20 protein-coding genes and 2 tRNA genes are annotated in these 26,707 nt (G+C 51.6%); 12 read left to right on the forward strand and 10 right to left on the reverse strand.

Annotated elements, in window-relative coordinates; translation table 11 throughout:
- The first annotated feature begins 126 nt into the window (after positions 1 to 126).
- From BOC67_RS08090 to BOC67_RS08105, 4 genes are all read left to right on the forward strand, one after another.
- Positions 127 to 954 carry an SAM-dependent chlorinase/fluorinase gene (locus BOC67_RS08090; RefSeq protein ID WP_291909155.1) on the forward strand — a complete coding sequence of 276 codons (828 nt, stop codon included), beginning with the start codon at positions 127 to 129 and terminating at the stop codon, positions 952 to 954.
- Positions 951 to 1,244: an antibiotic biosynthesis monooxygenase gene (locus BOC67_RS08095; RefSeq protein ID WP_291909156.1), complete on the forward strand. Its 294-nt coding sequence runs from the start codon at positions 951 to 953 to the stop codon at positions 1,242 to 1,244. Before BOC67_RS08090 ends, BOC67_RS08095 begins: the two co-directional genes overlap by 4 nt.
- Before the next feature lie 140 nt (positions 1,245 to 1,384).
- Positions 1,385 to 4,597 carry a DUF2723 domain-containing protein gene (locus BOC67_RS08100; protein WP_291909158.1) on the forward strand — a complete coding sequence of 1,071 codons (3,213 nt, stop codon included), beginning with the start codon at positions 1,385 to 1,387 and terminating at the stop codon, positions 4,595 to 4,597.
- Positions 4,598 to 4,802: 205 nt separating this feature from the next.
- Positions 4,803 to 7,223: a TonB-dependent receptor gene (locus tag BOC67_RS08105; RefSeq protein ID WP_291909160.1), complete on the forward strand. Its 2,421-nt coding sequence runs from the start codon at positions 4,803 to 4,805 to the stop codon at positions 7,221 to 7,223.
- Positions 7,224 to 7,304: 81 nt separating this feature from the next.
- On the opposite strand, the gene BOC67_RS08110 is transcribed toward BOC67_RS08105, so the two are convergent.
- Positions 7,305 to 8,150 (reverse strand): sugar phosphate isomerase/epimerase, encoded by an 846-nt coding sequence (locus BOC67_RS08110; protein ID WP_291909162.1) that lies wholly within the window; start codon positions 8,148 to 8,150, stop codon positions 7,305 to 7,307.
- A gap of 120 nt (positions 8,151 to 8,270) precedes the next feature.
- Here BOC67_RS08110 and BOC67_RS08115 point away from each other — a divergent pair, with 120 nt between their 5' ends.
- The 4 genes from BOC67_RS08115 (at position 8,271) to BOC67_RS08130 (ending at position 12,514) form a co-directional block, all read left to right on the forward strand.
- Positions 8,271 to 9,362, forward strand: coding sequence for a VWA domain-containing protein (locus BOC67_RS08115; RefSeq protein ID WP_291909164.1), 1,092 nt, complete (start codon positions 8,271 to 8,273; stop codon positions 9,360 to 9,362).
- Positions 9,363 to 9,395: 33 nt separating this feature from the next.
- Positions 9,396 to 10,892 (forward strand): sigma 54-interacting transcriptional regulator, encoded by a 1,497-nt coding sequence (locus tag BOC67_RS08120; RefSeq protein ID WP_291909165.1) that lies wholly within the window; start codon positions 9,396 to 9,398, stop codon positions 10,890 to 10,892.
- A 91-nt stretch (positions 10,893 to 10,983) separates the two neighbouring features.
- Positions 10,984 to 11,202 (forward strand): hypothetical protein, encoded by a 219-nt coding sequence (locus tag BOC67_RS08125; protein ID WP_291909167.1) that lies wholly within the window; start codon positions 10,984 to 10,986, stop codon positions 11,200 to 11,202.
- Positions 11,203 to 11,215: 13 nt separating this feature from the next.
- Complete coding sequence (locus BOC67_RS08130; protein ID WP_291909169.1) at positions 11,216 to 12,514, forward strand: Gfo/Idh/MocA family oxidoreductase; 1,299 nt, start codon at positions 11,216 to 11,218, stop codon at positions 12,512 to 12,514.
- Between the two features lie 355 nt (positions 12,515 to 12,869).
- Here the strand turns inward: BOC67_RS08130 and BOC67_RS08135 are convergent, their stop codons facing one another.
- The 8 genes from BOC67_RS08135 to BOC67_RS08170 form a co-directional block, all read right to left on the reverse strand.
- A complete protein-coding gene (locus tag BOC67_RS08135; RefSeq protein ID WP_291909171.1) occupies positions 12,870 to 13,343 on the reverse strand; it encodes a GNAT family N-acetyltransferase in 474 nt (157 codons plus the stop codon).
- A 297-nt stretch (positions 13,344 to 13,640) separates the two neighbouring features.
- The gene (locus BOC67_RS08140) at positions 13,641 to 14,828 is read right to left on the reverse strand and encodes a thioredoxin family protein (protein ID WP_291909173.1); all 1,188 of its coding nucleotides are present in this window, start codon (positions 14,826 to 14,828) and stop codon (positions 13,641 to 13,643) included.
- Positions 14,829 to 14,864: 36 nt separating this feature from the next.
- Complete coding sequence (locus BOC67_RS08145; RefSeq protein WP_291909175.1) at positions 14,865 to 16,322, reverse strand: RagB/SusD family nutrient uptake outer membrane protein; 1,458 nt, start codon at positions 16,320 to 16,322, stop codon at positions 14,865 to 14,867.
- A 14-nt stretch (positions 16,323 to 16,336) separates the two neighbouring features.
- On the reverse strand, positions 16,337 to 19,786 hold the full coding sequence (locus BOC67_RS08150) for a SusC/RagA family TonB-linked outer membrane protein (protein WP_291909177.1): 3,450 nt from the start codon (positions 19,784 to 19,786) through the stop codon (positions 16,337 to 16,339).
- 198 nt (positions 19,787 to 19,984) lie between these two features.
- Positions 19,985 to 21,136: a FecR family protein gene (locus BOC67_RS08155; protein WP_291909178.1), complete on the reverse strand. Its 1,152-nt coding sequence runs from the start codon at positions 21,134 to 21,136 to the stop codon at positions 19,985 to 19,987.
- A gap of 74 nt (positions 21,137 to 21,210) precedes the next feature.
- A complete protein-coding gene (locus BOC67_RS08160; RefSeq protein ID WP_291909181.1) occupies positions 21,211 to 21,795 on the reverse strand; it encodes a sigma-70 family RNA polymerase sigma factor in 585 nt (194 codons plus the stop codon).
- 204 nt (positions 21,796 to 21,999) lie between these two features.
- A tRNA-Cys gene (locus BOC67_RS08165) sits at positions 22,000 to 22,070 on the reverse strand.
- Between the two features lie 49 nt (positions 22,071 to 22,119).
- Positions 22,120 to 22,190: transfer RNA gene (locus BOC67_RS08170), tRNA-Cys, on the reverse strand.
- 201 nt (positions 22,191 to 22,391) lie between these two features.
- On the opposite strand from BOC67_RS08170, the gene BOC67_RS08175 reads away from it, so the two are divergent.
- The 4 genes from BOC67_RS08175 (at position 22,392) to BOC67_RS08190 (ending at position 25,606) form a co-directional block, all read left to right on the forward strand.
- Entirely contained in the window at positions 22,392 to 23,270 is an 879-nt protein-coding gene (locus BOC67_RS08175) for a nucleoside phosphorylase (RefSeq protein WP_291909183.1), read from the forward strand.
- A gap of 126 nt (positions 23,271 to 23,396) precedes the next feature.
- Positions 23,397 to 24,182: a diaminopimelate epimerase gene (dapF, locus tag BOC67_RS08180; protein ID WP_291909184.1), complete on the forward strand. Its 786-nt coding sequence runs from the start codon at positions 23,397 to 23,399 to the stop codon at positions 24,180 to 24,182.
- A 21-nt stretch (positions 24,183 to 24,203) separates the two neighbouring features.
- The gene (locus BOC67_RS08185) at positions 24,204 to 25,142 is read left to right on the forward strand and encodes a magnesium transporter CorA family protein (RefSeq protein WP_291909186.1); all 939 of its coding nucleotides are present in this window, start codon (positions 24,204 to 24,206) and stop codon (positions 25,140 to 25,142) included.
- A gap of 11 nt (positions 25,143 to 25,153) precedes the next feature.
- Positions 25,154 to 25,606: an NUDIX domain-containing protein gene (locus BOC67_RS08190; RefSeq protein ID WP_291909189.1), complete on the forward strand. Its 453-nt coding sequence runs from the start codon at positions 25,154 to 25,156 to the stop codon at positions 25,604 to 25,606.
- 60 nt (positions 25,607 to 25,666) lie between these two features.
- Here the strand turns inward: BOC67_RS08190 and BOC67_RS08195 are convergent, their stop codons facing one another.
- Entirely contained in the window at positions 25,667 to 26,689 is a 1,023-nt protein-coding gene (locus tag BOC67_RS08195; protein ID WP_291909191.1) for a hypothetical protein, read from the reverse strand.
- Positions 26,690 to 26,707 lie beyond the last annotated feature (18 nt).

Genomic DNA, 26,707 nt, shown 5'->3' on the forward strand with positions numbered 1-26,707 from the left:
GGTGGCAGTTGATACCAGTGGCATTCTTTTTGACAGGAAAGCGACGCATATAAAAGCTGGCCATCATGCAGTGAAGGATTGGCGTGTGGTTACGATTTAAAGGGATAGGGATTTAGATATTAGGGCATGTCCATTATTACATTAACATCAGACATTGGTTTGCAGGATTACCTGGTAGGCGCCATCAAAGGGCAACTCTGGCAGTACTGTCCGGAATGTCACGTTACGGACATTACCCATCATATCAGCCCCTTCAACCTGCCACAGGCTACCTATATCTGTAAAAGCGCATTCGCCTATTTCCCTTTAGGCACCTTCCACTTTGTGCTGATCAACCTGTTCGACCGGAGGCCGGACCATGTGCTGGTTGCCGAGCATAACGGCCAGTACATCGGCTGTGCGGATAACGGCCTGCTTACCATGATCGCCGGCGGCATGCCCGAAAAGGTGATCAAAATTCCCCTGGCCAAAGACGAACCAAGGAATACCTTCTCCATTATAAAACTACTGGCCGCCGCCGCCCGCGAACTGAGCAGAGGGGCCGCGCTCGGCGAGCTGGCGCCCCTCACCCAGCAGATCGTAGTTAAACATAACCTGCAACCACTGGTGGGCGATGATTTCATCGAAGGGCAGATCATCCATATCGACGCCTTCGAGAACGTAGTCGTCAACATCACCAGGGAACAATTTGCCGCCCAGCGGAAAAACAGGCGCTTTCGCATCTTCTTCCGCCGCGATGAAGTGATCAGCCAGATCAGCGAGACTTACGCCGACGTGCCTGAAGGCACCAAACTGGCGCTCTTTAACGCTGCCGGTTACCTGGAAATTGCCATCAATAAAGGCAACGCAGCCGGACTGTTCGGCCTGCAGGGCTTCCGCCGCGATCAGCTTACGCAACCAACCGGCTTCCAACAACTATCATACTACCAAACTGTCAGAATCATCTTTCAATGATCAACCGTTTAGTTAAAATGGAGTTCCTGCCCGACCAGGTACACTCCTTCCGGGAACTGTTCGCCCGGCAGCAACAACAAATCAGGAACTTCCCGGGATGCCTGCACCTGGAATTATGGGAACACCCGGACTCGGGTAATACCTTCTTCACCTTCAGCAAATGGGAATCGGCAGCAGCCCTGGAAACCTACCGGCAATCCGATCTATTCCGCGATACATGGGCACAAACAAAAGTGCTGTTCGCCGCAAAGCCCGCTGCATGGAGCGTTACGCCGGCTGCCATCTTGTAGGTTTTTAAGCCAATTTTAATCTAGTACATTGTGTACCAATTAGTCACAAATAAAAATATATTTACAAAAAGTTAAAACTATCCGGCAGATTAGCATAATTTGCTACTTTTTCTATTTTTGTCGGACCTTAAAACAACCTTATGAATTTTAAAAGGACCAACAACATTGTGGGCTGGATCGTGTGTATCATTGCCTGCTTTGTTTACATTAAGACTATGGAGGCCACCGGCAGCTTGTGGGACTGCGGCGAGTTTATCTCAAGTGCTTACAAGGTACAAGTCCCCCACCCGCCAGGAGCGCCACTGTTTGTGCTGCTCGGAAGACTGTTCAGCTTTTTCCTGAAACCATCGCAGGCTGCCCTCGGCGTCAACACTATGTCGGCACTGGCATCCGGTTTCACCATCCTGTTCCTCTTCTGGACCATCACTCACTTCGCCCGTCGTCTGATGGTTAAAGCCGGTGAAGAGATCTCCCGTGAGAAAATGATCGCTATTATGGGCGCAGGAGCTGTGGGCGCACTGGCCTATACCTTTTCTGATTCATTCTGGTTCTCCGCTGTGGAAGGGGAAGTGTACGCTATGTCTTCCTTCTTCACTGCGATCGTATTCTGGGCCATCCTGAAATGGGAACATGAAGCGGATGAACCTTATGCTGACCGCTGGATCGTGCTGATCGCATACCTGCTCGGCCTCTCCATCGGCGTTCACCTGCTCAACCTCCTCACCATCCCGGCTATGGTAATGGTGTACTACTTCAGGAAATATAAGGTTACAGCCTGGGGTACTTTCTGGGCATTCCTGATCGGTTGCGCCATCACCGGTATCGTACAGAAATTCATTATCCAGGATACTATCAAAGCTTCCGGCTATATGGACGTATTCTTCGTGAATACCCTCGGCCTCGGCTTCTTCTCCGGATTCACCTTCTACTTCGTGGCTATCACCGCCATCCTCATCATCGGTTACAAGAAACCTAAATTCGGTATCTATGCGCCGCTGATCGTGATCGCCAGCATTATCATCATCCCTGCTTTCAACGATGTTTCCGGCACCAGCATCGCTGCCAAAATCTTCCTGGCAGCCTTATTCCTGGCCATCCCTTACATCCTGAAATCATTTGGCGTCAATATCAACACCGCCAGGGTATTCCACTTCAGCAAACTGACGATCGCAGTTATTCTGTTCATGCTCCTGGGTTATTCCACCTATATCACCACCATGATCCGCTCTACAGCGAATCCTGCGGTGGATATGTACAACGTGGACAACCCGATTTCCCTGGTAGGTTACCTGGGCCGTGAGCAATATGGCGACTTCCCGCTGATCTACGGTCAGGTGTTCACCGCCCGCCCTACTGAATACAAAGAAGGCGGTAACATCTACGCCCGCGGCGAAAAGAAATATGAAATCTCCGGTAAGAAAATGGATCCCGTTTATGCGCCGGAAGATATGATGCTGTTCCCGCGCGTATGGGACGCCAGCAACGATCAGGGCCATGCTGATTACTACCGCTCCTGGTTAGGGCTGCAACAGGGTGAAAGACCTTCCTTCGGCGATAACGTGAAATTCTTCCTGCAATACCAGGTAAACTTCATGTACTTCCGCTACTTCCTCTGGAACTTCGCAGGACGCCAGAACGATACCCAGGGCTACGGTAACGTACGCGATGGTAACTGGATTTCCGGTATTCCTTTCATTGATAACTTCCTCTATGGCGATCAATCCGCCATGCCGGACAGCCTCACGCAGAACAAAGCGCACAACCGCCTGTTCATGCTCCCGCTGATCCTCGGTATTATCGGGTTCTTCTTCCAGTACAAATACCACCGCAAGGACACGCTCATCGTTGCCCTGCTGTTCTTCTTTACAGGCTTTGCCATCGTATTATACCTCAACCAGCCGGGTAACCAGCCGCGTGAACGTGACTACGCCTATGTAGGCTCCTTCTACGCTTTCGCGATCTGGATCGGCCTGGGGGTACTGCAGGTGTACTACTGGCTGAAAAAATCCCTGAAAGGCGCCGCCGGTCCTGCATTGGCTACCGCCATCTGCCTGCTGGCAGTACCGGTACTCATGGGCTTCCAGGAATGGGACGACCATGACCGCTCTACCAAAACCATTGCCAGGGACGTAGCGAAAGACTACCTCGAATCCTGCGCGCCAAATGCCATCCTCTTCACCGTCGGGGATAACGATACCTACCCGCTCTGGTATGCACAGGAAGTGGAAGGTATCCGTACGGACGTTCGCGTGATCAACCTCTCCCTCCTCGGGGTGGACTGGTATATCGATCAGCAGCGCGTGAAAGTGAACAACAGCCCGGCCGTTCCGATGAGCTGGACGCCTGATAAATACCGCGGCGAAACCCGCAACTTTATCCGCTACTTCGATCCGGGAAATATCCCGCAGGATAAATACTTTAACCTGAAAGAAATCATCGCCTTCATGGGTAATGATGATCCTAACGCTAAAGTAAATACCCAGGACGGCGGTTCTGAAAACTTCCTGCCTACCCGCCAGCTGTTTATCCCGGTGGATAAAGAGCAGGTGCTGAAAGATGGCGTGGTGTCCGCAGCGGACAGCGCCCGCATCCTGCCGCAGGTTCCTTTCAAGATCAGCAAAAACTACCTGGTGAAGAACGACCTGGCCGTGTACGATATCATCGCTACCAATAACTGGAAACGCCCGATCTACTTCACCAGCCCTACTGACCTGGGCCTGAATGATTATCTCCGCCCTGACGGACTGACTTACCGCCTCGTACCGCTGGCCAAAGAGCCTAACAACGATCCTATCGGTATGGACATCAACGTGAACAGGGAAGTGATGTATAATAATATGATGACCAAATTCGCCTTCGGCGGTGCGCAGACGCCTGGTACTTACTTCGATGAGCCGAACAGGAAAATGCTGCTGTACCTCCGCCAGGCATTTGCTAAGCTGGGCGTAGCCATGGCTGCTGACGGCAAGAAAGCCGAAGGCCTGAAAGCCCTGAACTATATGGACGCCAACATCCTGGATGAAAACTATCCATACGCGATGACCTCTCCTGGTAACATGCATAACTATACCTCCCTGCAGGTAGCCTACGCTTACTACCAGGCCGGCGACGCCAAAAAAGGCGATGCCATTGCGGATAAGATCATCAAGGATTGCAACCAGCAGCTGCGCTACTACAACCAGCTGCCGGACAACAGGATGACGGAAGACCTGAAACGCGACGCACAGGCCGCTCAGCAAATGATCGCCTGGATGGAACGTATGAAAGTGGACTTCGGCCACCCGCAGCAACCTGCCGCCAACCAGGAACAGGGTGTAGAAGTACATACCGTTCCGGATTCGAGCAAGCAATAATACATTCGGAAAAATCTGATATATAAAAGCCCGGTAATCAAAATTACCGGGCTTTTTATTTGCATTTTTTCCGCTTTGCGTAAGACATTTTCCCGATTGGAGTTTTGGGGGAGATGCCATTGCCCCAACTTTGCGGCCTCAAAGGCAGTGCAATACCAGCGCGCTGCAGTAAACCGGAAGCATTACACACACTTAATAGCTACATATGCTAAGAAAATTAACAGGCATTATCACACTACTGCTCACGCTTTGCGCAGTGGCCTCCGCACAGACCAACACGGGTAATATCAGAGGAACTATCATTACCAACGACGGCCAACCGGGTCCGTTCGTAACTGTACAAATCAAACCTACCGACCGCGGTACCGTTTCCAACGAGAAAGGGGAATTCGCCCTCCGCAAACTGGAACCAGGCGTCTATACCCTGTACATCTCCATGATCGGCTACGAAACAACAACACAGGAGGTACAGGTGGAAGCCAATAGAACCGCTACCGTTTCCATCCGGCTGAACGTATCAGATAAACAACTGGAAGAAGTAACGATCGTCGGGAAAGCCCGGAACGAAAAATCTTCCGAACAGATCGCGAAACTGCCGATCAAAAACCTGGAAAACCCGCAATCCTACTCTGTAATCGGTAGCAGCCTGATTAAAGAGCAGGTGATCACCAACTTCGATGATGTGATCAAAAATGCGCCGGGTATCACCAAATTATGGTCTTCCACCGGCCGCCCCGGCGATGGCGCAGGTTACTACACCATCCGCGGCTTTGCCGTGCAGCCTACCCTCGTGAACGGCATTGCCGGTATCACCAACGGCATCAACGATCCTGCGATCATTGAAAACCTGGAAGTGATCAAAGGCCCGTCCGGTACGCTCTTCGGCAGCAGCCTGATCTCCTTCGGCGGGTTGCTGAACCTGGTGACCAAAAAGCCTTACGATAACTTCGGCGGGGAAGTAACCTATACCGGTGGCTCCTTTGGCCTGAACCGCGTTACGGCCGATATTAACGCGCCGGTGAACGACGATAAATCCCTCGCCATCCGCACCATCGCTGGCTATACCACGCAGAACTCCTGGCAGGATGCCGGTTATAACAAAAGCATGTTCATCGCGCCAAGCGTGAGATACCGTGTAAACGACCGCCTCACCTTCAACGTGAACGCCGTGCTCAGCACCGCGGAAGCTACCAACACACCGATGATCTTCCTGAACCGCAGCCGCCCGCTGGAGTACACCACGCCTGACCAGATGAAAGCTGCCGGCTTCGACTTCAACCGGTCATTCACCATGAACGATATCAATTATAAAACGCCAACCTTCAACCTGAATGCGCAGGCGATTTATAAAATCAATAACCAGTGGACTTCCCAGACCGCCGTTTCCCGCGGGAACGCCAAAAGTAACGGGTATTACTCCTACGTGATGTTCCTCGGCGCGCACGACGATCTACTGAGCCGCTACGTGTACCACCAGAATTCTACCACCAACGCCACCAACATCCAGCAGAACTTCACCGGCGATTTCAAAATCGGTAGCCTGCGCAACAGGCTGGTGTTTGGGTTAGACTTCCTGCAGCTGCAACAAACGGACGACAACTCCCCGTACACCCTGTTCGACAATGTGGATGCCTTCCACGTAACGCCGGGTTACAGCTCCCTGAACAGGCCTGCGGTGGATGCGAAAATTGCCGCTTCCAACAACGAATACGCTACCAGGGCGCAACAGAATAATTATACCTACAGCGCTTATGTATCCGATGTGCTGAACATCACGGATAATTTACTGGCCATGGCCAGCCTCCGCCTGGATTACTATGACCTGAAAGGTTATAAGGATTACATCGCGCAGACTAAAGGCGAAGGCTATACGCAGGTATCCCTGTCCCCTAAATTCGGACTGGTGTACCAGGTAGTGAAGGACAAAGTGAGCCTCTTTGCCAACTACATGAATGGTTTCCAGAATACAGCGCCTGTAACGCAGCCGCTGCCTGAGTTCCAGGTGACCATGAAGCCGCAGCAGGCCAACCAGTGGGAAGGCGGTGTGAAAGCCTCTCTGCTGAACGGCAGATTGAACCTGACTGCCAGCTACTACGACATTAAAGTATCCAACATGCCGCTGAAGGTTTCCCGTACCGGCTCCGATGGCCAGCCTTACCAGGTAACCGTACAGGATGGTACCCAGGCCAGCCGCGGTATTGAATTCGAAGCCAACGCTTCCCCTGTACAGGGCCTCAATATCATTGCAGGCTACAGCCACAATAACAGCAAAATGGAAAAAGCGGATGTACGCGTACAGGGCTACCGCCCTGAAGGCGCGGGCCCTGCGGACCTGGCTAACCTCTGGGTGAGCTATACCATCAGCAGCGGCGCATTGCACGGGCTGGGCGCAGGCTTCGGCGGTAACTATGCCAGCGAAAACAAGATCACCAACAACAGTGTGAACGGCGCCTTTACCCTGCCTTCCTATACTGTACTCGGCGCATCCGTTTTCTATGACGTGAAACGCTACAGGATAGGCCTTAAACTCGATAACCTGACCAATAAAGAATACTATACCGGTTGGTCAACTATCGAACAACAAGCGCCTCGCAGGTTCTCCGCAAGCGCTGCATTCAGATTCTAATATTGATTTCGGCATAATGCAAAAAAAGTCCGGTCGTGTGACCGGACTTTTTTTTATTCATTAAGCTTAGATCTCTCCCCCCTATAAATTACTTACCATACTCCTCCAATACCTGGCGCTTTCTTTCACTTCGGGCACGCTGTTTTCCCAGTGGTATTCATACTCTACGGAAAACAGGCCCTTGAATTTCTGGTTTTTCAGCTCCTCAAGTACTGCAGGGATTTCGGAAACGCCGTTGCCCCAAACTACGTCGTGCGCATTGGGCGACTTTTCGTTCAGATCCTTGAAGTGCAGGCTCACGACACGGCCGTTGAGTTTTTTCAGGCATTCTACCGGATCGAGGCCGCTGCGCACCCAGTGGCCGATGTCAGCGCAGGCGCCCATGAGCTTACTCCTGCCTTTGATGGCGGCCAGCACGCTGTCCGGATGCCAGTAATGACTCGGTTTGGGATGATCGTGTATAGCTACTTTGATATTGTATTGATCACAGAGAGAGGAAATTAAATCCAGGAACTCCGGCTGCGGCTCGGTGGTAATGCTCTGGATGCCCATGCGGTTGGCAAAATCGAATAACATCCGCCACTCGGCTGCGGATTTAGGCACTACGACGCCGAAAGCCATCAGCACTTTGTGCTTCTTTTTGATCAGTTGTTTCACCTGCTCCTGCTTGTCGGGCGACATATGATAATCAAACGTACCTTCCAGTCCGCCGCCCAGCTGCTGCCCCGGGAACGCCTCTACGTACTGAATCCCGCAGCTGTCCATTTTGTCCAGCGCCTCTGCAAAGGTAAATTTGTGAAAGGTGTAAGCTTGTGCGCCCAGTTTCCAGCCCAATGCATCAGCCCTGGCCTGGGACCTGGCACTTTGTGCAAATAGAGCAGCCGAAAGGCCACCGGCCAGCATTAATGCATGTCTCAGTTTTTTCATATAGATATTTTTTTGATAATTGAAAGTAATAGCTTTCAAGATAAAATGCAAATCTCCGTCCCTTTTATTCCATTTTAGTATTCCGGTTATTTTTCGTTAATTTTAGGTAGAACTAGTGCTATGAGAGGAATTACATTTTCCAGGTTTAACCCTGGCGACAGTACCAAGCCACCTTTCCAGAAACTCCTGGATCTCTTCACACAACTCCTGACCTATACCAGCGGCGATGTAAATGAAGCCCTGCAATGGCTTACCCAGCTGGATAACGAGTACGGCCTCACTGATGAAGATTATGGCATAGGTGATTTTTTGAAAGACCTGCAGGATAAAGGATATCTGCGCGAAAATGAAGCCGGCGAAATATCCATCACCTCCAAGACAGAACAAACCATCCGCAAAAGTGCTTTGGAAGAAATATTCGGTAAACTGAAAAAATCAGGCGCCGGGAACCACAATATCCGCAAATCGGGCATGGGCGATGAGCTGAACGCTGAAAGCCGCCCCTACCAGTTCGGGGATAATGTGGACCACCTGGATATTACCGCTTCCATCCACAATGCACAGGTCAATCACGGTATCGACAGCTTTAACATCGACCAGGAAGACCTCGTCATCAAGGAGACGGATTTTAAAACCCAAACGTCTACCGCCCTGATGATCGATATTTCCCACTCCATGATCCTGTACGGTGAAGACCGCATCACGCCCGCCAAAAAAGTGGCCATGGCATTGAGCGAACTGATCACCACGCGGTATCCGAAAGATACGCTGGACATCATCGTGTTTGGGAACGACGCCTGGCAGATTGAGATCAAAGACCTGCCGTACCTCCAGGTAGGCCCCTACCATACCAATACGGTGGCAGGGCTGGAACTGGCCATGGACCTGCTTCGCAGACGACGCAATCCGAACAAGCAGATCTTCATGATCACAGACGGTAAACCTACCTGCCTCAAACAGGGGAAACAGTATTACAAGAACAGCTTCGGGCTGGACCGGAAAATCCTTAACCGGACGCTGAACCTCGCCGCCCAATGTAAAAAGCTGAAGATTCCCATCACCACTTTCATGGTAGCTACGGACCCGTGGCTGCAGCAGTTTGTACAGGAATTCACGGAAACCAATAACGGTAAAGCGTTCTTTTCCGGGACTGACAACCTCGGCAAATTCCTGTTTCACGACTTCGAAAATGGTAAACGTAAATTGTTTTAAACTTATTCTACTAGTAATCAGTAAAATTTGAGCATGGACACTAACATTAAAACGCTGGGCGAACTGAAGAAAAGCGGTTATAAGCCAAAGTCAGTAAAAGAAGAGATCAGACAAAACCTGATTACCAAACTCAAAGAAAAAGAATCGGCCTTCCCGGGCATCATCGGCTACGAAGACACCGTTATCCCGGATACAGAAAGGGCCCTCCTCTCCCGCCACAATATCCTCTTCCTCGGCCTCCGCGGCCAGGCGAAGACCAGGATGGCCAGGCAGATGTTAGACTTACTCGACGAATACATTCCCGTAATAGCAGGATCGGAAGTAAACGACGATCCGTTTATGCCCCTCTCCCGTTATGCGCGCGACCTGATTGCAGAGAAGGGCGACGATACGCCTGTTACCTGGCTGCACCGCAGTCAGCGCTACGGCGAAAAGCTGGCTACGCCGGACGTTTCCGTGGCGGACCTGATCGGGGACATCGACCCCATCAAAGCCGCCAACCTCAAGCTGAGCTTTGCGGATGAAAGGGTGATCCACTTTGGGATCATCCCGCGCTCCAACCGGGGCATCTTCGTGATCAATGAACTGCCGGACCTGCAGGCGCGTATCCAGGTTTCCCTGTTCAACATCCTGCAGGAAGGCGACATCCAGATACGGGGTTTCAAAATCAGGATGCCGCTGGATATACTTTTTGTATTCACTGCTAACCCGGAAGACTATACGAACCGCGGCTCCATCGTGACCCCGCTGAAGGACAGGATTGAGAGCCAGATCATCACGCACTATCCGAAAAACATTGAAAACTCCCTGCTCATTACCGAACAGGAAGCGGATGTTCATGAAGATCAGCTGAAGAAAGTACAGATTTCCGATATAGTGAAACGGCTCATTGAGCAGGTAGCCTTTGAAGCGCGTAACAGCGAGTATGTGGACAAGAAAAGCGGGGTATCCGCCAGGCTGACCATTGCCGCGTATGAAAACGCCGTCAGCGCCGGGGAAAGAAGGGCCATCATTAACCGGGAAAAGGAAACCCAGGTACGCATCGGGGACCTGCAGGGCATCATCCCGGCGATTACGGGTAAGATTGAACTGGTGTATGAAGGAGAACAGGAAGGCCCGCTGCAAGTAGCGCACAATCTGCTGGACAAAGCCATCCGCACGGTGTTTGCCTGCTACTTCCCTAACCCGGAAAACTACAAAAAGCGCAAACAAACTTCTCCGTCAGAGAACCCTTACCGCGCCGTGATCCAATGGTTTGACCAGGGGAACCAGCTGCAGCTGCTCGGGGATTTAACGGATAAACAATATGAATCCCGGCTGATGTCCGTCAACGGGCTGCGGGAGCTGGTAGGCGAAAAATTCCCGAAAGCGAACGGCCGCGAGGCGTTGCTGCTGATGGAATTTGTGCTGCATGGGCTCAGTGCTTACTCGCTGATCAGCAAAAAGGTGCTGGAAAACGAAACCCGGTTTTCGGATTTGTTGGGTACGATGATGAATTTCAACCTCAGCAGTGAGGATGATGTGGAATAGGTTATTAACAGGGTGGTCATTCTCAAAATAGGATGATGTACCATAGATTATTACCAAAGTGGTCTTTCTAAAAAACGAGTCCCCTGCCGGCATGGCGGGGGATTCTTTTTTGCGCAACCTTCATTCTTTTGCCCGGATGCAGCAGGTGGTTGACGCAGGCGCCGGCAGCCCCGTCGCTGGATTCAGTCCCTCTATGGTATTCATTTTTAAGAAAAAAGGGTATCAAATGTTTCATTCCTCCCAAAAACCTGCACAAAAAAAAGATTTTCACTATTTTGTTTGCGACAAAAAATTCCACGAATCCCGCTAAAAGTGCTAATCACATGAATAGTTCAAGAAGATCATTTCTCCGATCTGCGTCCGCGTTGGTTGCTGGCGCAAGTCTCCTCCATACGCTTCCCCTGCGTGCCATCGCTCCGAGCGATAAAATCCGTATAGGCGCCATCGGTATCAACGGCATGGGCTGGTCCGACCTTACCGCCCTGCTGAAAAACCCGGAAGTGGAAGTAGTAGCCCTCTGCGATGTAGATAAAAACGTGCTGGACAAGCGCATCGCGGAACTGGCAAAGAATAATATTAAAGTGAAAGGCTACACGGACTACCGCAAGCTCCTGGAAGATAAATCCATTGACGCCGTGGTGATCGGCTCTCCGGACCATTGGCATTGCCTGATGATGACGGATGCCTGCTCCGCCGGCAAAGACGTGTACGTGGAGAAGCCGGTGGGCAACTCCATCGTGGAATGCGCTACCATGGTGGCAGCCCAGCAACGCTACAACCGCGTGGTACAGGTAGGCCAGTGGCAACGCAGCCAGCAGCATTTCCGCGATGCCATCAACTTCGTGCATTCAGGACAGTTAGGCCAGATCCGCCTGGTGAAAGCCTGGGCGTACATGGGCTGGATGAAGTCCATCCCGGTGGTACCGGACGGTCCGGCGCCGGCAGGGGTAGACTATACATCATGGCTGGGCCCGGCACAGACCCGCCCGTTCAACGCCAACCGCTTCCACTTTAACTTCCGCTGGTATTGGGATTATGCGGGCGGCCTGATGACCGACTGGGGCGTGCACCTGCTCGACTATGCGCTCATCGGCATGAAGTCCAGCAACCCTAAATCCATTATGGCGGCCGGCGGCAAGTTCGCTTATCCGAACGATGCAGCTGAAACGCCGGATACCCTCACCACCGTGTACGAATTCGATAACTATAACATCCAGTGGGAACAGGCAACCGGCATTGACGGCGGCCCATACAACCGTACGCACGGCATTGCCTTCATCGGCAACAACGGCACGCTGGTGCTGGATCGTGGCGGATGGGAAGTAATCCCTGAAAAAGGCAAGATGGAAGCGGTAGACCGCAAACCTTCCGTAGATAAAGGTTTGGACCTGCATGCGAAAAATTTTGTAGAAGTGATCAAGTCCCGAAAAATGAGCGATTTGAATTGCCCGATAACTGCCGGCGCGCATATTGCGAGCTTTGCGCAGATGGGTAATATTGCTTACCGTACCGGGAAGAAGATTTACTGGAATGAGGCGAAACAGAATTTTACGGATAGCGATGCGAATAAATTACTGGCAGCGGCTTATCATAATGGATATAAGATTCCGAAGATAGGGTAGTGAAATGTTTTTGTGTAGAGGCGTGCTGTTTGGGGTGCGTCTCTACATTATTTGGCTACTTTCCAATGCAGCCTCCATTATTTTAAAAAATACTTTCGTTTCAGGGCTGGGATACTTCCAATGCAGCCTCCATTATTTTAAAAAATACTTTCGTTTCAGGGCTTGGCTACTTTCCAATGCAGCTCCACTATCTCAAAAAAACACCTTCAATCTATCAACTCCACTACCCTCCCATTTCATCAACAAAAGCATCTACCCCATCGCAACCCCGGGTTGCAATACACGTGTCTTTTACATACCGGCGCCTATCTACGCCGGTATCCAGGAAAGAAAATGCCGCCTCAATGCCAGTCTCCTATTCGATGTTCAGTGACAAATACACCGCACTGGAAAGGGGATTGTCGTAATACGCTGCAATAGGTTGGAAACCGAGAGAAGTATATAACTCAATAGCGGGTCGCATATGGGCCAGGGTATCCAATAAGATTCGCTTATACCCTAATTTTTTACTTTCTTCTATCGCCGTGGCTGCAAGCATCTTTCCTAATCCTTGCTTTTTGAAGGCATCTCTTACAAACAATCTTTTCATTTCGGCAGTGCTGTTGTCAAATTCTCTGACTGCCACACATCCTGCGATCTGACCATCCGATTTTGCCAGGAATAATGCACCGGTGGGCGCAGCATAAGCGCCAGGCAGATGAGCCATCTCATCTTCGAATTGCTGGAAACTAAGGTCTACGCTCAACCAATTGGCATATTCACGAAACAGGGACTTCACAGCGTCCAGGTTCGCGGTATCATCGGCGGTTACTCGTATTATTTCAATCATAACCACACTGTTTTAGCACCAAATAATTTTGGGACGTACAACTTAATTATTTTCCGGCAATTTCCAAGGGATTTTTTAAAAAAGTTTTAAAAGTATGGGGAATGGGTGGCGGGGAAAATGAAGGAAGCAAGGAAGGCCTGGTGGCCATGAAAATAAAAGAACTATAAGATGCATACCCAAACAAAATAAACAAAACCCACTACTGCAATCTGCAATAGTGGGCTTGAAATTATTATCACTAAATGCTGTTGGGCGCGTTAGCAGCAGATTAATAAAAAAACAGCCGCAAACCCTAACCTACAACCCCTCCAGCTGCCCAATCAACTTCTTCACGATCCCCTCAATCTTCGTCGTACCGGCCAGCGCATACGCTTTCTGCGCAGCTTCCAGCCCTTCCGATTTCTTTTTCATCACCAGGCACAGCTGCGCGAGTGTACTCTGCGTACTGTACTCCTCCGGCTGCAACTCCACCGCACGTTTGGCCATGGCGTAACACACCGGCAATACTTCCGCCGTTCCATCTCCCCTGAAGCCTGCCCTGCGCGCGATAAAACTCAGCTTGTCCGCATCATCTTTCAACAAGCCGGTCAATGCATTGTTGCACAGTTTATTGAAATCAGCGTACTTGTTATTCCGGAGGTAGTATTCCGACTCAATCAGCACCCCTTCGCGGCGGCGGGCCTCCATCGGGGAGCTACGGAAGTAGTCGATCCGCTTCGCAAACTCCGCATTTTTGCCTTCCCGGATGTAGCCATACAGCAGCGCCGTCATCATGCGGGTAGCCAGCGTGTCAATTTCCCCGGCTCTTGCATACGCGCGGAACGCATCCTGGTGCTGCATAAAATAAGCGCCCAGTCGGTCTTTCTCCGTTCTGGCAAGGGCCCGCACCGCTTTCCATCCCAGCGCCGAATTCAACTGCTGCTCCGGGAATTTCTTCACGATCTCCTGGCCTATCTGCTCGGCCTTACCCCGGTCGTTATCCTGCAACACATCGTAGTAGTCCAGCAGGAACTGCATATCCCGCTTGCCTTTATCATACTGCTGTTGCATGGCAGCCATGCTTTTCGCAGGATTGTTGGCATTCTCCCCCACGGCAATAAACTCCTCCGCGCTCATGCGGGAGCCGGAGCGGTACACCAGCTTGCCTTTGCTGTCAATAAACAGGTAGGTAGGGAAAGAACCTACGTTATATTCCTTTCTCAAGGCAATGCCCTCGCCTTTTTCCATATCGAAACGGGCATTGATGAAATACTTATTGTACTGCTCCGCTACTGCCGGCAGGGTAAACACATTGTTGTCCATCCACTTGCAGGGCGCGCACCAGGTGGTATAGCAGTCAATAAAGATCAGCTTATTCTCCTGCGCCGCTTTGGCTTTCAGGGACGTAAAGCTGAGGGTGTCAAACCGGATTCCATGCTGTGCTACGGCTGTACCGGCGAAAGTCATGCAGCAGAACAGTAATATTTTGCCAGGAATGTTTTTCATTTCTCTCAAAAAATTATTTAAGGTAAATATATATAATTATCGCTCATATAATGGCATGGTACCATTAAATTCCAGGACTTTCGGCGGCACCGGCAGGATATAACGTTTGTCGTTAGCCGGCAACGTGTACACGTCATTGCCCTGTTGATGGGTAATCGTTTTGGCAAATCGCGGGTCGCGGTTGAGTCGCTTCAGGTCAATCAACCGGTTTAACCCCACAAAGCAGAACTCCCTGCGGCGCTCATTCAGCACCAGTTGCAGCGCCTGATCATTGGTGGCGGCTACCAGCGGCTGGTTATTTTTGATACGCGCATTGCGCAGGGTGTTCAGGTAATTCATCGCTTCCTGCTTATCGCCCACGCGGGCCTCGCATTCCGCCGCCGCCAGGAAAACTTCCGCATTGCCGAAGCCGAAGTTGGGATCGATATAAGGGCCGTACAACACCCTTCCAGGGAAGTACACCGGCTTCACGCCAAAGTTGCTTTCCCCGTCGCAGAAGAATAACGCCCGGCGCTGGTCTACCGCGCCGGCAGCGAGGTCCTGCGCAAAGACATTCAGCAGGTCCTTCGATACATAGACCTCCGCGTTCAAACTCGCTGAGCTGGAACTGCCATAGCGCACCCAGAGGCTCTCCCCATTCTGATGCGCATCCGGGAAGCGGACGGAATTATCCGTAGCCAGGCATACCCGGCCAAACGTCACGCCCTTTTTAGTGGTGTACAGCTTGTAATCCAGCAGCGTGCTATTCAGCGCCAGCGCGGCTTTGGCGTTGGTCAGCGCAGCGGCGTAATTGCCCATGTACAGGTACATGCGGCTCAGGAAGGAGTAACCCACGCTCTGCGTAGGGTGAAAGATGTTCACCGCCTTGGCCGGCAGGTCCTTCACGGCAGCTTCCAGGTCGTTTTTAATGAGGGCGTACACCTCTTCCACCGTACCGCGTTTGTACGGCTGATTGATGTCCTCTGTTAACACCAGCGGCACGCCGTAGTCCGTAGCAGCCGTGGCAGGATCGTAGTGCTTCGCATAGGCGTTCACCAGCGTCAGGTATTCAAAAGCGCGGCCAAACAAGGCTTCCGCCTTCAGCTGCTTTTTCTCCTGCTCCGTTCCATCCGGTACGTTCATGATGTTGTTGATCACCACATTGTAAGTATAGATATGGCTATAAGCCGGCTCCCAGAGCGGATCTGATGACCCCGGCACAAATACGCCGCCCGGCTGGAAAGTATAGAGCGCCTTCTTGTAATCCGCCAGCCCGCTGTAGCTGGCCTGTTTGGAAACATCCGTAGGATCGCCGGTTTGCACATCGTCCGTCAGGTAGCCGGGATACGCGGAGGAAACCCGGATCAGCGACATATTATTCATCAGCTTCTGGTAATCTTCATAAAACTGCGGAATCGTATAGCCCTTCGGTTTTACATCCAGGTATCGGTTACAGGAGCTGAAACCCGCCGTGAGCGCAGCCGCAGCAAAACATAATACTATTATCTTCTTCATGGTTGTCGTCAGGTTTAAATGTTAGCAGAAAGACCGAAAGTAAAGGTAGCCGGCGGCAGGTAACCACGTGTAGGCGATAACGTTAGTCCGTTCCAGACTTCCGGATCCAGCTTTTGCGGGTTGGCGGACCAGCGCCAGATGTTCTGCATCTGCAGGCTCACTTTCACATTCTTAAATGCCGCCTTGTTGATCACCTTATACGGCAGGCGGTAGCTCAGCGTCACGTCGCGCAGCTTGATGTAGTCCGCCTTTTTCACGAAGCGGTCGCCCGCATTCCAGATGTCGGTAATCACGGTGCTCACCGCCTGCTCGTAGGCCGGCGCCATGTCCGGGTCCTTCTCATCGCCAGGCTGCTTCCAGTGGCGCAGCGCATTGCGCTCCAGGTTGCTGGTGTAGTTCAGTTCGGGGAAAAGGTTCAGGTAGGGCGACTTCACGTCCCTCAACACATGCCCGCCGTAGTAGGTAAACATGAAGAAGAGTTCCACGCCTTTATAACCAATGGTATTCAACAGGGACGCCGCATACGGTGGTACGGAAGTACCCTGGTACACGAGGTCGTTCACGGTCAGCTGCTGGGTGGACTTCACCACCTTACCATCCGCCGTATAAGCCTGCGGCTTGCCCGTCGCATCCAGGCCGGCATAGCGCACGCTGTAGATAGCCCCCATCGGCACGCCTACCCTGTTCTGCTGGCTGACCAGGTAGCTGGCAACGGTGTTGCTGCTGTTCTCCAGTCGGGTCAGCTGGTTTTTGTTATAGGAGAAATTAAGGGTGGTGTTCCAGTACAGGTCACTCCTGTCGATATTGCGACTGGTAAGCGCCAGCTCCACCCCGCGGTTATACATGCTGCCGTAGTTCACCGTAACGGCGGACCAGCCAATGGTAGGATCCGCGTTCAGCCTGCCCAGCAGGTCGTTCGTCTGCTTGTTGTACACGTCGATGGAACCTGTCAGCCGTTTTTTGAAGAAGCTGAAATCGATACCCAGGTTGGTCACTTTCGTTTTTTCCCAGCGCAGGCCGGAGTTCGGCGGACTGGATACATAGGACTGGAATTCGTTCGTCCAGTAGTTCGTGCTAGTTTCATCCTTTGAAATCAGGTACGGACCTGCATCCTTCGGAATGTTACCATTGATACCATAGGTGGTGCGTACCGCCAGGCGGTCAATCCAATCCTTATCATCCAGCACTACATAGAGCAAACCAGCGGACCACAAAGGCTTGTACTGATATTTGGGATCGGTGCCAAAGAGGTTGGACTGATCCATCCGCACGCTACCGGTGGCCGTCAGTTTGTTATCGAATGTATAGGAGCCGTTGGCATAGAGGGAAATATAACGGTCATCCGTGTACGTAAATCCTCTCTCCGCCCTGCTCAGCATGAACTGGTTGAAGAGCGCCTGCGTGTTGTAGATGTAGTTGCTCAGCAGCAGCTCGTCTACCGGCTTGTAGTTGAGGTTGAAATCGTCGTAACCGTATTTATAAATATCGGTGGCAGTGCTGCCGATTTTTCTTCGCTCCGCACCGGCAATCACGTTTACCTGGTGTTTGCTGCCAAACCAGTTTTCGTAGTTCAGCTGCGCGCGCATGGTGTAGGAGTTTTGATCATAGCGCGTTTCCCGGACCTGCCCGCCTTTAGGGATGTAATTGATGATTTTGCCGGTATTGTCAATCACCGTGGCATCGTTGATCTGCGTATTTACGGACCAGGCATTTTTGCTGAAGAACTGTTTGGTCAGGCCTTCCGTTCTTTCCGTCTGGTAGCGGAGGTCCAGCGTAAGCCCGCGAAACAGTTTGAAGTTGGCGCCGATGTTCAGGTTATTGTATTTGGTAGTGGCCAGCCGGTGCGCATGGGAGATTTCCCGCAGCGGGTAATACGTTTCATCCTGCAGGCCCAGGCTTTTCAGCCGGTCTATTTCGTACTGCGATTTATTATTCAGCCATTGTGCAGGGTTGCCGTTCGCATCCCGGTACATATAGTAGGAGGCTTTTCCCGCGAGGTAGGTACTCATCGGGCTAAAGCCGTTGTCGTAATCTTCTTTCGTATAGCTACCCAGCAAACCTACGTCCAGCCTGAACCAGCGGGTGAGGTTAAACATATTTCTCAGGTTATAGCCATAGCGCATGGGCGTACCGCCGTTTTTAGCATAAGGCGCGCTGCCCATATAATTCCCGGAGAGGTTGTAGCGGTATTTATCCGATCCGCCGGAGATGGTCAGGTTGTGCTGATGCACGAGGCTGTCTTTCCGCAGCACTTCTCCCAGCTGGTCGTAGCGGTCGCGATGGCGGAATACATCCAGCCCTGCTTCCAGCTCCGCGTTGGATATAGCGCCGGCTTTATGTTTGTACAGCAGCGCAAATACATCGTTCATGGATTTGCGTGGGTCCAGCGCGTTGGGATCCCCGGAGGAATAGCTGAACATTTCCTTTTGAAAATCTACCAGCTCCGCGCTCGACATGCGGTTGGCATAATCCCTGTCCGGCAGCGGGATCACTTTCAGCGTACCATCGTAGGTCACAGTCGCCGGGCCGGGTTTGCCTCTGCGGGTAACGATCACGATTACGCCGTTGGCCGCGCGGGCGCCGTAGATGGAAGCGGCGGTAGCGTCTTTCAGTACGTTGACGCTTTCCAGGTCGGCCGGGTTGAGGGCTTCGATGCTGCCTTCGTAAGGCACGCCATCCACCACGATCAGCGGGTTACGGTTCCCGTTCACGGTAGACACGCCCCTGATCTGCAGGGAGCCGCGGTAGGAAGTAAAGCCCGGGGCCATCCCTTCCAGGCGGTCCATGATATTGGTTTGCAGTTTACCGCGGAGGTCTTCGGCGGATACGCTGGCAAAGGAGCCGGCAGCGCGTTCCCGGAGGATGGTTTGATAACCGGTGGATACTACCGCTACGGACGACAACCGGTTGATCTGCCGGTTCATGGTCACCTTCAACAGCTTGCCGGAGCTGGCTTTCAGCTCCACCGGCTCAAAGCCAACGGAGGTAAATACAAATACCTGCGGTTGTTTATAGTCGAAAGCGAAGTGGCCGTCCCCATCGCTGAAATACGTTTTCCCGCTGGACTTCTCCCGGATCGTCACCGCCGGCACGGGTTGGCCGTTTTCATCCACCACCTGGCCGGCGCAGCGCAGCAGCGTATCTGCAACGGCGGTATTAGTTGACGCGATGGGCTTTCGCGTGAGGGAAACCGTTTTACCTATGATTTCATAGGAGATCGGCAATTTCTCAAACAGCAGGTCCAGGAAGCCGGTTACGGGCACGTCTTTCACGTCGGCGGTCACCGGGGCGCTGCCGTTGATCAGCTCCTGGTTGTAGAACAGGACTAACCCCGTTTGGGCTTCCACTTTTTCAAATACGCGTTTCAGCGGCATGTTTTTACAGGACAGTGTAACCGTTTGCGCCTGGCCTTTGGCATACACCTGCATACCTGCGGCCAGCAAAAAGAAGGCTAAGAACTTCATGACCAGTAGATTTTTGCGCGATAGCAGAACAACTCCGGGAGAGCTGTTCTCCCTTTGCCTTAATTTCATAGATTTGTTGCGGTTTTGGTTAATAAATGCTGTTTCAGAACAAATTGACCCGAACTCCGCCGCTGCAGCTCTCACCCTGTAGCGGCTTCGTTTTTTATATACTGCGGCCGCCCCCTGCGGCCGGAAATATTAGCGTGTAATAATCAGGCGGTTCCCGTCCAGCCGGCATTTCAGGTCGGCCCTGGCGAGGATGCGCAGCACTTCGTTTAAGTGGGTGTTGCGGTTTACTTTACCGCCAAACCTGATCGGCGGTATGCCATTTTCATAAATCACGGTGATGTTATACCATCGTTCCAGTTGTCGCATAGCCTCTTCCAGGCTCACGCCGTCGAAAAGGAAGTAGCCGTTTTTCCAGGCCAGTACTCTTTCCGTGGAGGCATTAGTGGTAATACTGATCTTATCTGTTTCCAGGTCGGCCTGCTCTCCCGGCCGCATCCGGTAATGCTTCCCGGCATTGTTGATCCGGATAGCGCCCTGCAGCAGTGTGGCAGTCAGTTTTGGTTCATTCGTATAGGCGTTTACGTTAAATGCCGTACCGAGTACTTCAATAAATTTCCCGTCGCCCATATTCACGGTGAAAGGCTGTTGGCTGTTGGCCGTTACTTCAAAGTAGGCTTCCCCGGAGAGGGTTACGCCGCGTTCCCCGCCGGTGAAGGCCGCTGGGAAACGCAGGCTGCTGCCGGCATTGAGCCAGACTTTAGTGCCATCCGGCAATATCAGCGCAAACTGCCGGCCGTTAGGCGTGCTGATGGTATTGTATTGCAGCGGTCCGCTGGCCGTATGCTGACTATATTGCAACGTGCCGTTCTGCAGTTGAATGGGCGCGCCGGCCTGGGAGGCCACTACGCCGTTTTGCAGGCTGTCCAGCACCAGTTGCGTACCATCGGCGAGGGTAAGTATGGCCCCGTCGTGGCCGGGTGGGATCGCCCTTTCGGTGGCAGCTGGTTTTAGATGGTGGGGGGGAAAGATATAATGCAGGTAAGCGGCGGTTGCCCCTAACAGCAGCGCCAGTCCGGCGGCCACTGCCATCCACCGCCGTGCTGCGGGTATGCGGTGAGCCTTAGGTTTATCAAAGTGCAGCGTAGCGGTAAGTACGCCTTCCAGTTGTTGATCGTACGGCTGCACAAGGGCGGGATCGATATCCATGGCTGCCATGGATTGCGCAAAGGCTTCCCGGTTGGCGGAATCAGCCAGCATGGCCTCCCACTCCTGCTGTTCTGCGGCGGTGAGGCAATTGTTGGAATAGCGTTGCAATAAGTACTGAATACGTAGTTGGTCCATACCTGGCTGGTCTGATATATATACTAAACCTGGCGTCGGGATAAAATGTACTCATGCGCTGAAAAAAAATTTTTTCAGAGCATGCAGAGCAGGACGGGCAGGTATTTGCCGGCTTTCCGTAAATGCTCCCTGATGCTGTTTTGCGCGGCGCTTAAAGCGTTGCGCACGTAGCTATGCGAGAGTTGCAGTTCCGCTGCGATGGCGGCGCTGGTCATGCCGCGGGAGCGACTCATCAGGTAAATCTGTTTGCGCTGCGGGGGCAAGGCGCCTACCGCTTCGTGCAGCAGTTGTTGTGCTTCCTTATAGGAGAGCATTTCTTCCGCATCCGCGCCGGTGGCTTCTTCCGGGATGTCCGTTGGCATATTCCTGCGGTACTGCGCGTTTTTTTGCAGCAGGGTAAAGCACTGCCTGCCGGCAATTTGTTTGATGTAAGCGGTAAGGTGTGTCAGATGCGGGAGTTTATCGCGGTGCAGCCATACCCGGATGAACGTTTCCTGCAATACTTCCAGCGTTTCTTCATCGTTTTGAATAATACAGCGTATATGCGCGCGTATCAACGGCGCCAGGTCACGGAACAATACCGAAAAGGACTGCTCATCGCCATCGGCAATGCGTTCCAGTAAATCCTGATTTTGGTATGACTTATCTGCTTCGCTCACTGTCCACTGTTGTTAAAATAGCTGCTGGTATTGTTATTTCGAGAGAGCGACAAAGATAATCAAGAAAAGATTATCTGGTGCGGGAGGATGGAGGAGAAATTGCAGAAGTGGTGAAAAGCTGAATGGTAAAGGATTACCAGGTTCCTTGAACGGTTTCACCACACGGCATAAAAAAAAACCGCTGCTTCCAGCGGTCCGTTTCTGAGGTTCCAAGCGGATTCGAACCGCTGTACGAGCTTTTGCAGAGCTCTGCCTAGCCACTCGGCCATAGAACCGGTTTTGGAAGAGATAAAAAAAGACCGCTGCTTCCAGCGATCCTTTCAGAGGTTTCAAGCGGATTCGAACCGCTGTACGAGCTTTTGCAGAGCTCTGCCTAGCCACTCGGCCATGAAACCTTATATTTGCAATATTACCATTTTTCACCCATCTGGCAATCCTCTTCCGTTGTTGGGATTGCAAAAGTAGTAAAATTCTGATAATCACCAAATATTATCTAAAAAATATCTTAGAAAATATTTTGATAATAGGCCGGGACTTAGGAATATTGACCCCGGAACCAGAGCAAGAAACGTATTGTGAATAATAAAATATCTAACATGGATACACGTATCGCTGAGTCAGAACTCATTATTAATAGCCGTGGCGCAGTTTACCACCTGGATGTACGACCTGAAGAACTTGCAGATACTATTATTACCGTTGGCGACCCGGACAGGGTGGCGGTGGTAAGTCAGCATTTTGATAAAATAGAAGGCAAATTCCAACACCGGGAATTTGTGACCCATACCGGTTATATCGGTAACAAACGCCTCTCCGTAGTATCCACCGGCATTGGTACGGATAATATCGATATCGTGTTCAATGAACTGGATGCGCTGGTAAATATTGATTTTAATACCCGCCTGGTAAAGGAAAACCTCACCTCCCTGAAAATTATTCGCCTCGGCACCTCCGGCGCTTTGCAGGAAGGCATCCCGGTAGACAGCTTCGTGGTTTCTTCCCATGGCCTCGGGCTGGACAACCTCCTGAATTATTACGCTTTTGATAATACGGAAGAAGAAAGGCAACTGCTGGAAGCTTTCCGGGGCCAGGTAGCCCTGTACCCCGGCAGCGCGTTCCCTGCCATCTTCGCGGCAGGCAGTGAGCTGACCGGCAAGTTCCAGGACGGCTTCCACCATGGCATCACCGTTACCTGCCCGGGCTTCTACGCCCCGCAGGGCCGCGTGCTGAGGGGCGCCCTCTCCAACCCGAACCTGATCGATAACCTGACCAGGTTTTCGTATAACCATCACCGTATTTCCAACTTCGAGATGGAAACCTCTGCCATGTACGGATTGGGCAGGGTGCTGGGCCACCAGTGCCTCTCCATCAGCGCGATTGTCGCCAACCGTATCCGCCAGGAGTTCAGTAAGGACGGCGGCGCGGCAGTGCAGGCGCTGATTAAGAAGGGATTGGAAATTATCGCAACGCTTTAATATGTATTGCCCCCCGGGAAGGACAATGGGCCCTTCCCCGGGTTATCCCTCCGCAGGAAAGCCCCCCGCCCCCCATAACCTTTTGATATTTTGCGAGTCCAGAATATCTAAATTATATTTGTGCCCATGAAGCAGATCCATTTCTATAAATATCAGGGTACCGGGAATGACTTTGTCATCATGGACAACCGGGAAGGCCAATACGACTGGCTTACAGACGAACAGGTACATGAATTGTGCGACCGCCGCTTCGGTATCGGCGCCGATGGACTGATGCTGCTCAACAAAAGCGAAGCGTACGACTTCGCCATGAAATACTACAACGCTGACGGCCGCGAAGGCACCATGTGCGGCAACGGTGGCCGCTGCCTCGTAGCCTTTGCACATAAAATGGGCGTAGGTAACGGGAGCTTCTCCTTCATCGCGGTAGACGGCCCCCATGAAGCCACCATCGATGGCGACGCATGGGTGAACCTGAAAATGCAGGATGTCCATGACGTAGAACACGGCTCCATGTATTACTACCTGAACACCGGCTCCCCGCACTTCGTGAAATTCGTGGACGACGTACAGGCCATCGACGTATTTGATGAAGGCCGTAAGATCCGCTACAACGAAAGGTTTGCAGCCGTTGGCACCAACGTCAACTTTGTACAGCCCTACGAAAACGGCATCTTCGTACGCACCTACGAACGCGGCGTGGAAGACGAAACCTACTCCTGCGGCACCGGCGTTACCGCCGCCGCCCTCACCTTCGCCGGCAAAGAAGAAACACACTACTCCATCCCCGTTCAAACACTCGGCGGACAACTGGAAGTGAAATTCGACAAAACCGGTGAACGTACCTTCGAAAACATCTGGCTCTGTGGCCCCGCCACCCTCGTGTTCGAAGGACAGTTGAATATCCGGTAATCTCTACCCCCCATTTCCCTGATGATCCAGTATTTTAAAAATATTGATGCTAAAACAGTGGCAGTTCAGGCGCCCGAAGAAGGCGCCTGGATCAACATCACTCCCCCACTGAAACAAAGCGAATTCGAACAGCTGTCTGAAGAACTGGACATCCCGCTGGACTTCCTCACCGACTCCCTCGATATCGATGAGCGGTCCCGTTTTGAACTGGAAGACAAAGTAAAGCTGATCGTAATCAAAACGCCGGCAGAAAATAACTCCATCAACGAAAGTGATGCCTACTACATCACCATCCCGATCGTTATCATTCTGACCCACAACCAGGTAATTACGGTTAACTCATTCGATAACACCGCCATCAAAAAATTCCTGAACACCTTCCATAACCGCTCCCCGGAAAAGAGAAATATGATGGTGCTGAAGGTATTTGAAAAAGTGGTGGTCAACTTCCTCGACTACCTCAAGGAGATCAACCAGCGCAGGAATATGCTGGAACAAAAACTCTACGATTCCAACCGGAACGAGGAACTGCTCGCCATCATGCGGATACAGAAAAGCCTCGTGTACTTCGTCACTGCGCTGCGCAGCAACGAACTGCTGCTCATGAAACTGGAACGCACCAACTTCCTCGCGCTCAACGAAGACGAAAAGGAATTCCTCAACGACCTCATCGTAGACACGTCCCAGGCGCTCGAGATGGCCAACATCTACACCAACATCCTCAGCAGTACCATGGATGCCTTTGCCAGTATCATCTCCAACAACCTCAACGTGGTGATGAAACGACTCACATCCATTACCATCGTACTCACCTTCCCGATGCTGGTAGCCAGCATCTACGGTATGAACGTAGATATCCCCTACCAACACACGGTACACGCATTTTATATCCCGATCATCCTTTCCATCTGCATATCAGTAATCATCAGCTGGTATTTCATGAAAAAGAAATGGTTCTGATAAATTAAATTATGAAGACAGGTTTCAACGTTAGAGTCTATGGCATCATGATCAATGAGCAAAAACAAGTGCTCGTGAGTGATGAATATATCAGGGGCGGCTACTATACCAAATTCCCCGGCGGCGGCCTCGAATTCGGAGAAGGTACGCTCGAATGCGTGGTGCGGGAATGGCAGGAAGAACTGGGCCAGGATGTGAAGGTGGTGGAGCATATCTATACCACGGACTTCTTCCAGATTTCCGCATTTGATAACGTTACCCAGATCATCAGCATTTATTACCTGGTAACACCCACATCTCCCTTTATTGCCCCTGTTATTACCAAACCGTTTGACTTTGAAGTACCGGAAGGCACGGAAGAAATGGAACGCGCGAGGTGGATCGACTGGGAGGACTTTTCAGCGGATGCCGTGTCGTTGCCGATTGATAAGGTGGTAGCGGATTTGGTGAAGGCGAAGTATTAATATAACAATGCGCCAAAAATATTACGGGCTATTATCTGGTGATAATAGCCCGTTTTTGTTTTATTTCTTTTCTTCCAGTTTCTTCAGCCTCGCCTGCACTTCAGCCAATTGCTCATCCTGGCGAATGATATACAGCGTTAACTCTTCAATCTTCTGCAACAGTTTCTTATTCATCTCCCCTAATTCAATCCCTTCTTTTTCCACAGTTGCAGCGGAAGGTATTTCAGGGAGATGCTGGTGCTCCTTAATAAAAGCTGCCAGTCCCTGCAACGATGGCAACACATAATCAGGGGCGAAAACAAAGTCCGCCCATCCGGTACCGGTTACACGAACCTTTTGAGCAGTGATTTCTCCCTTGACCGATAATAAAGATAAAGGATGCACCGTGCCAATCCCGATAGGGCCTGAGTTGAAGTAATTTGGCAATCCGTCAGTTGACAAATGGATTTTCAGCTGCTGGGTATTCAGCCCGGTAGCTGTGTACATATTCACATGGCTATGTGTCTCACCCTGATCAGATCCTCCTGGTTTGAAATCAATGACATTATGCGCGTAGTTACCAGGCTTGCTACCGATAACCAAACTATGTCCGAAATACTGAATATTCGTAGTAGCCCACTCCACACTGGCATCCCAGTGCGGGTCCGAAAGGTACAGATCCCCTGCCACTTCCAGCTTCGCCGACGGATTCGTCATTCCTATCCCCACATTCCCGTTACTCGCCACCGTCAACCCTGCATGTTCGCTATTGTACCCATTCCCGCCAATAAATACCGGCATGGCCCCACCATACCCCTGATAGTATCCTTTCAGCCAAAGGCCCACCTGGTCTGCCATGTCATTCCCCGTAAAACTTTGCGTTACATAATTTCTTCTGCCAAGGCCCAGGTACCCCGTGGCCATATTCCCCGCCTGCTGCGGCATAGTAGCAGTAGTCAGCTGGATACCCAACGGAATTTTCACGGCCATCGCCGTGTCCATATTAAGGTTTTCCAAATTAATGAGATTGAATTTCGACTGCGCAGCAGTACTCAGCGCAAGGGCACAGGTTACCACACAAGTGGATAAAACTTTTTTTAACATAGGTATAATAAAAATTAA

Source organism: Chitinophaga sp. CB10, from assembly GCA_001870995.2.
Taxonomy (GTDB): domain Bacteria; phylum Bacteroidota; class Bacteroidia; order Chitinophagales; family Chitinophagaceae; genus Chitinophaga.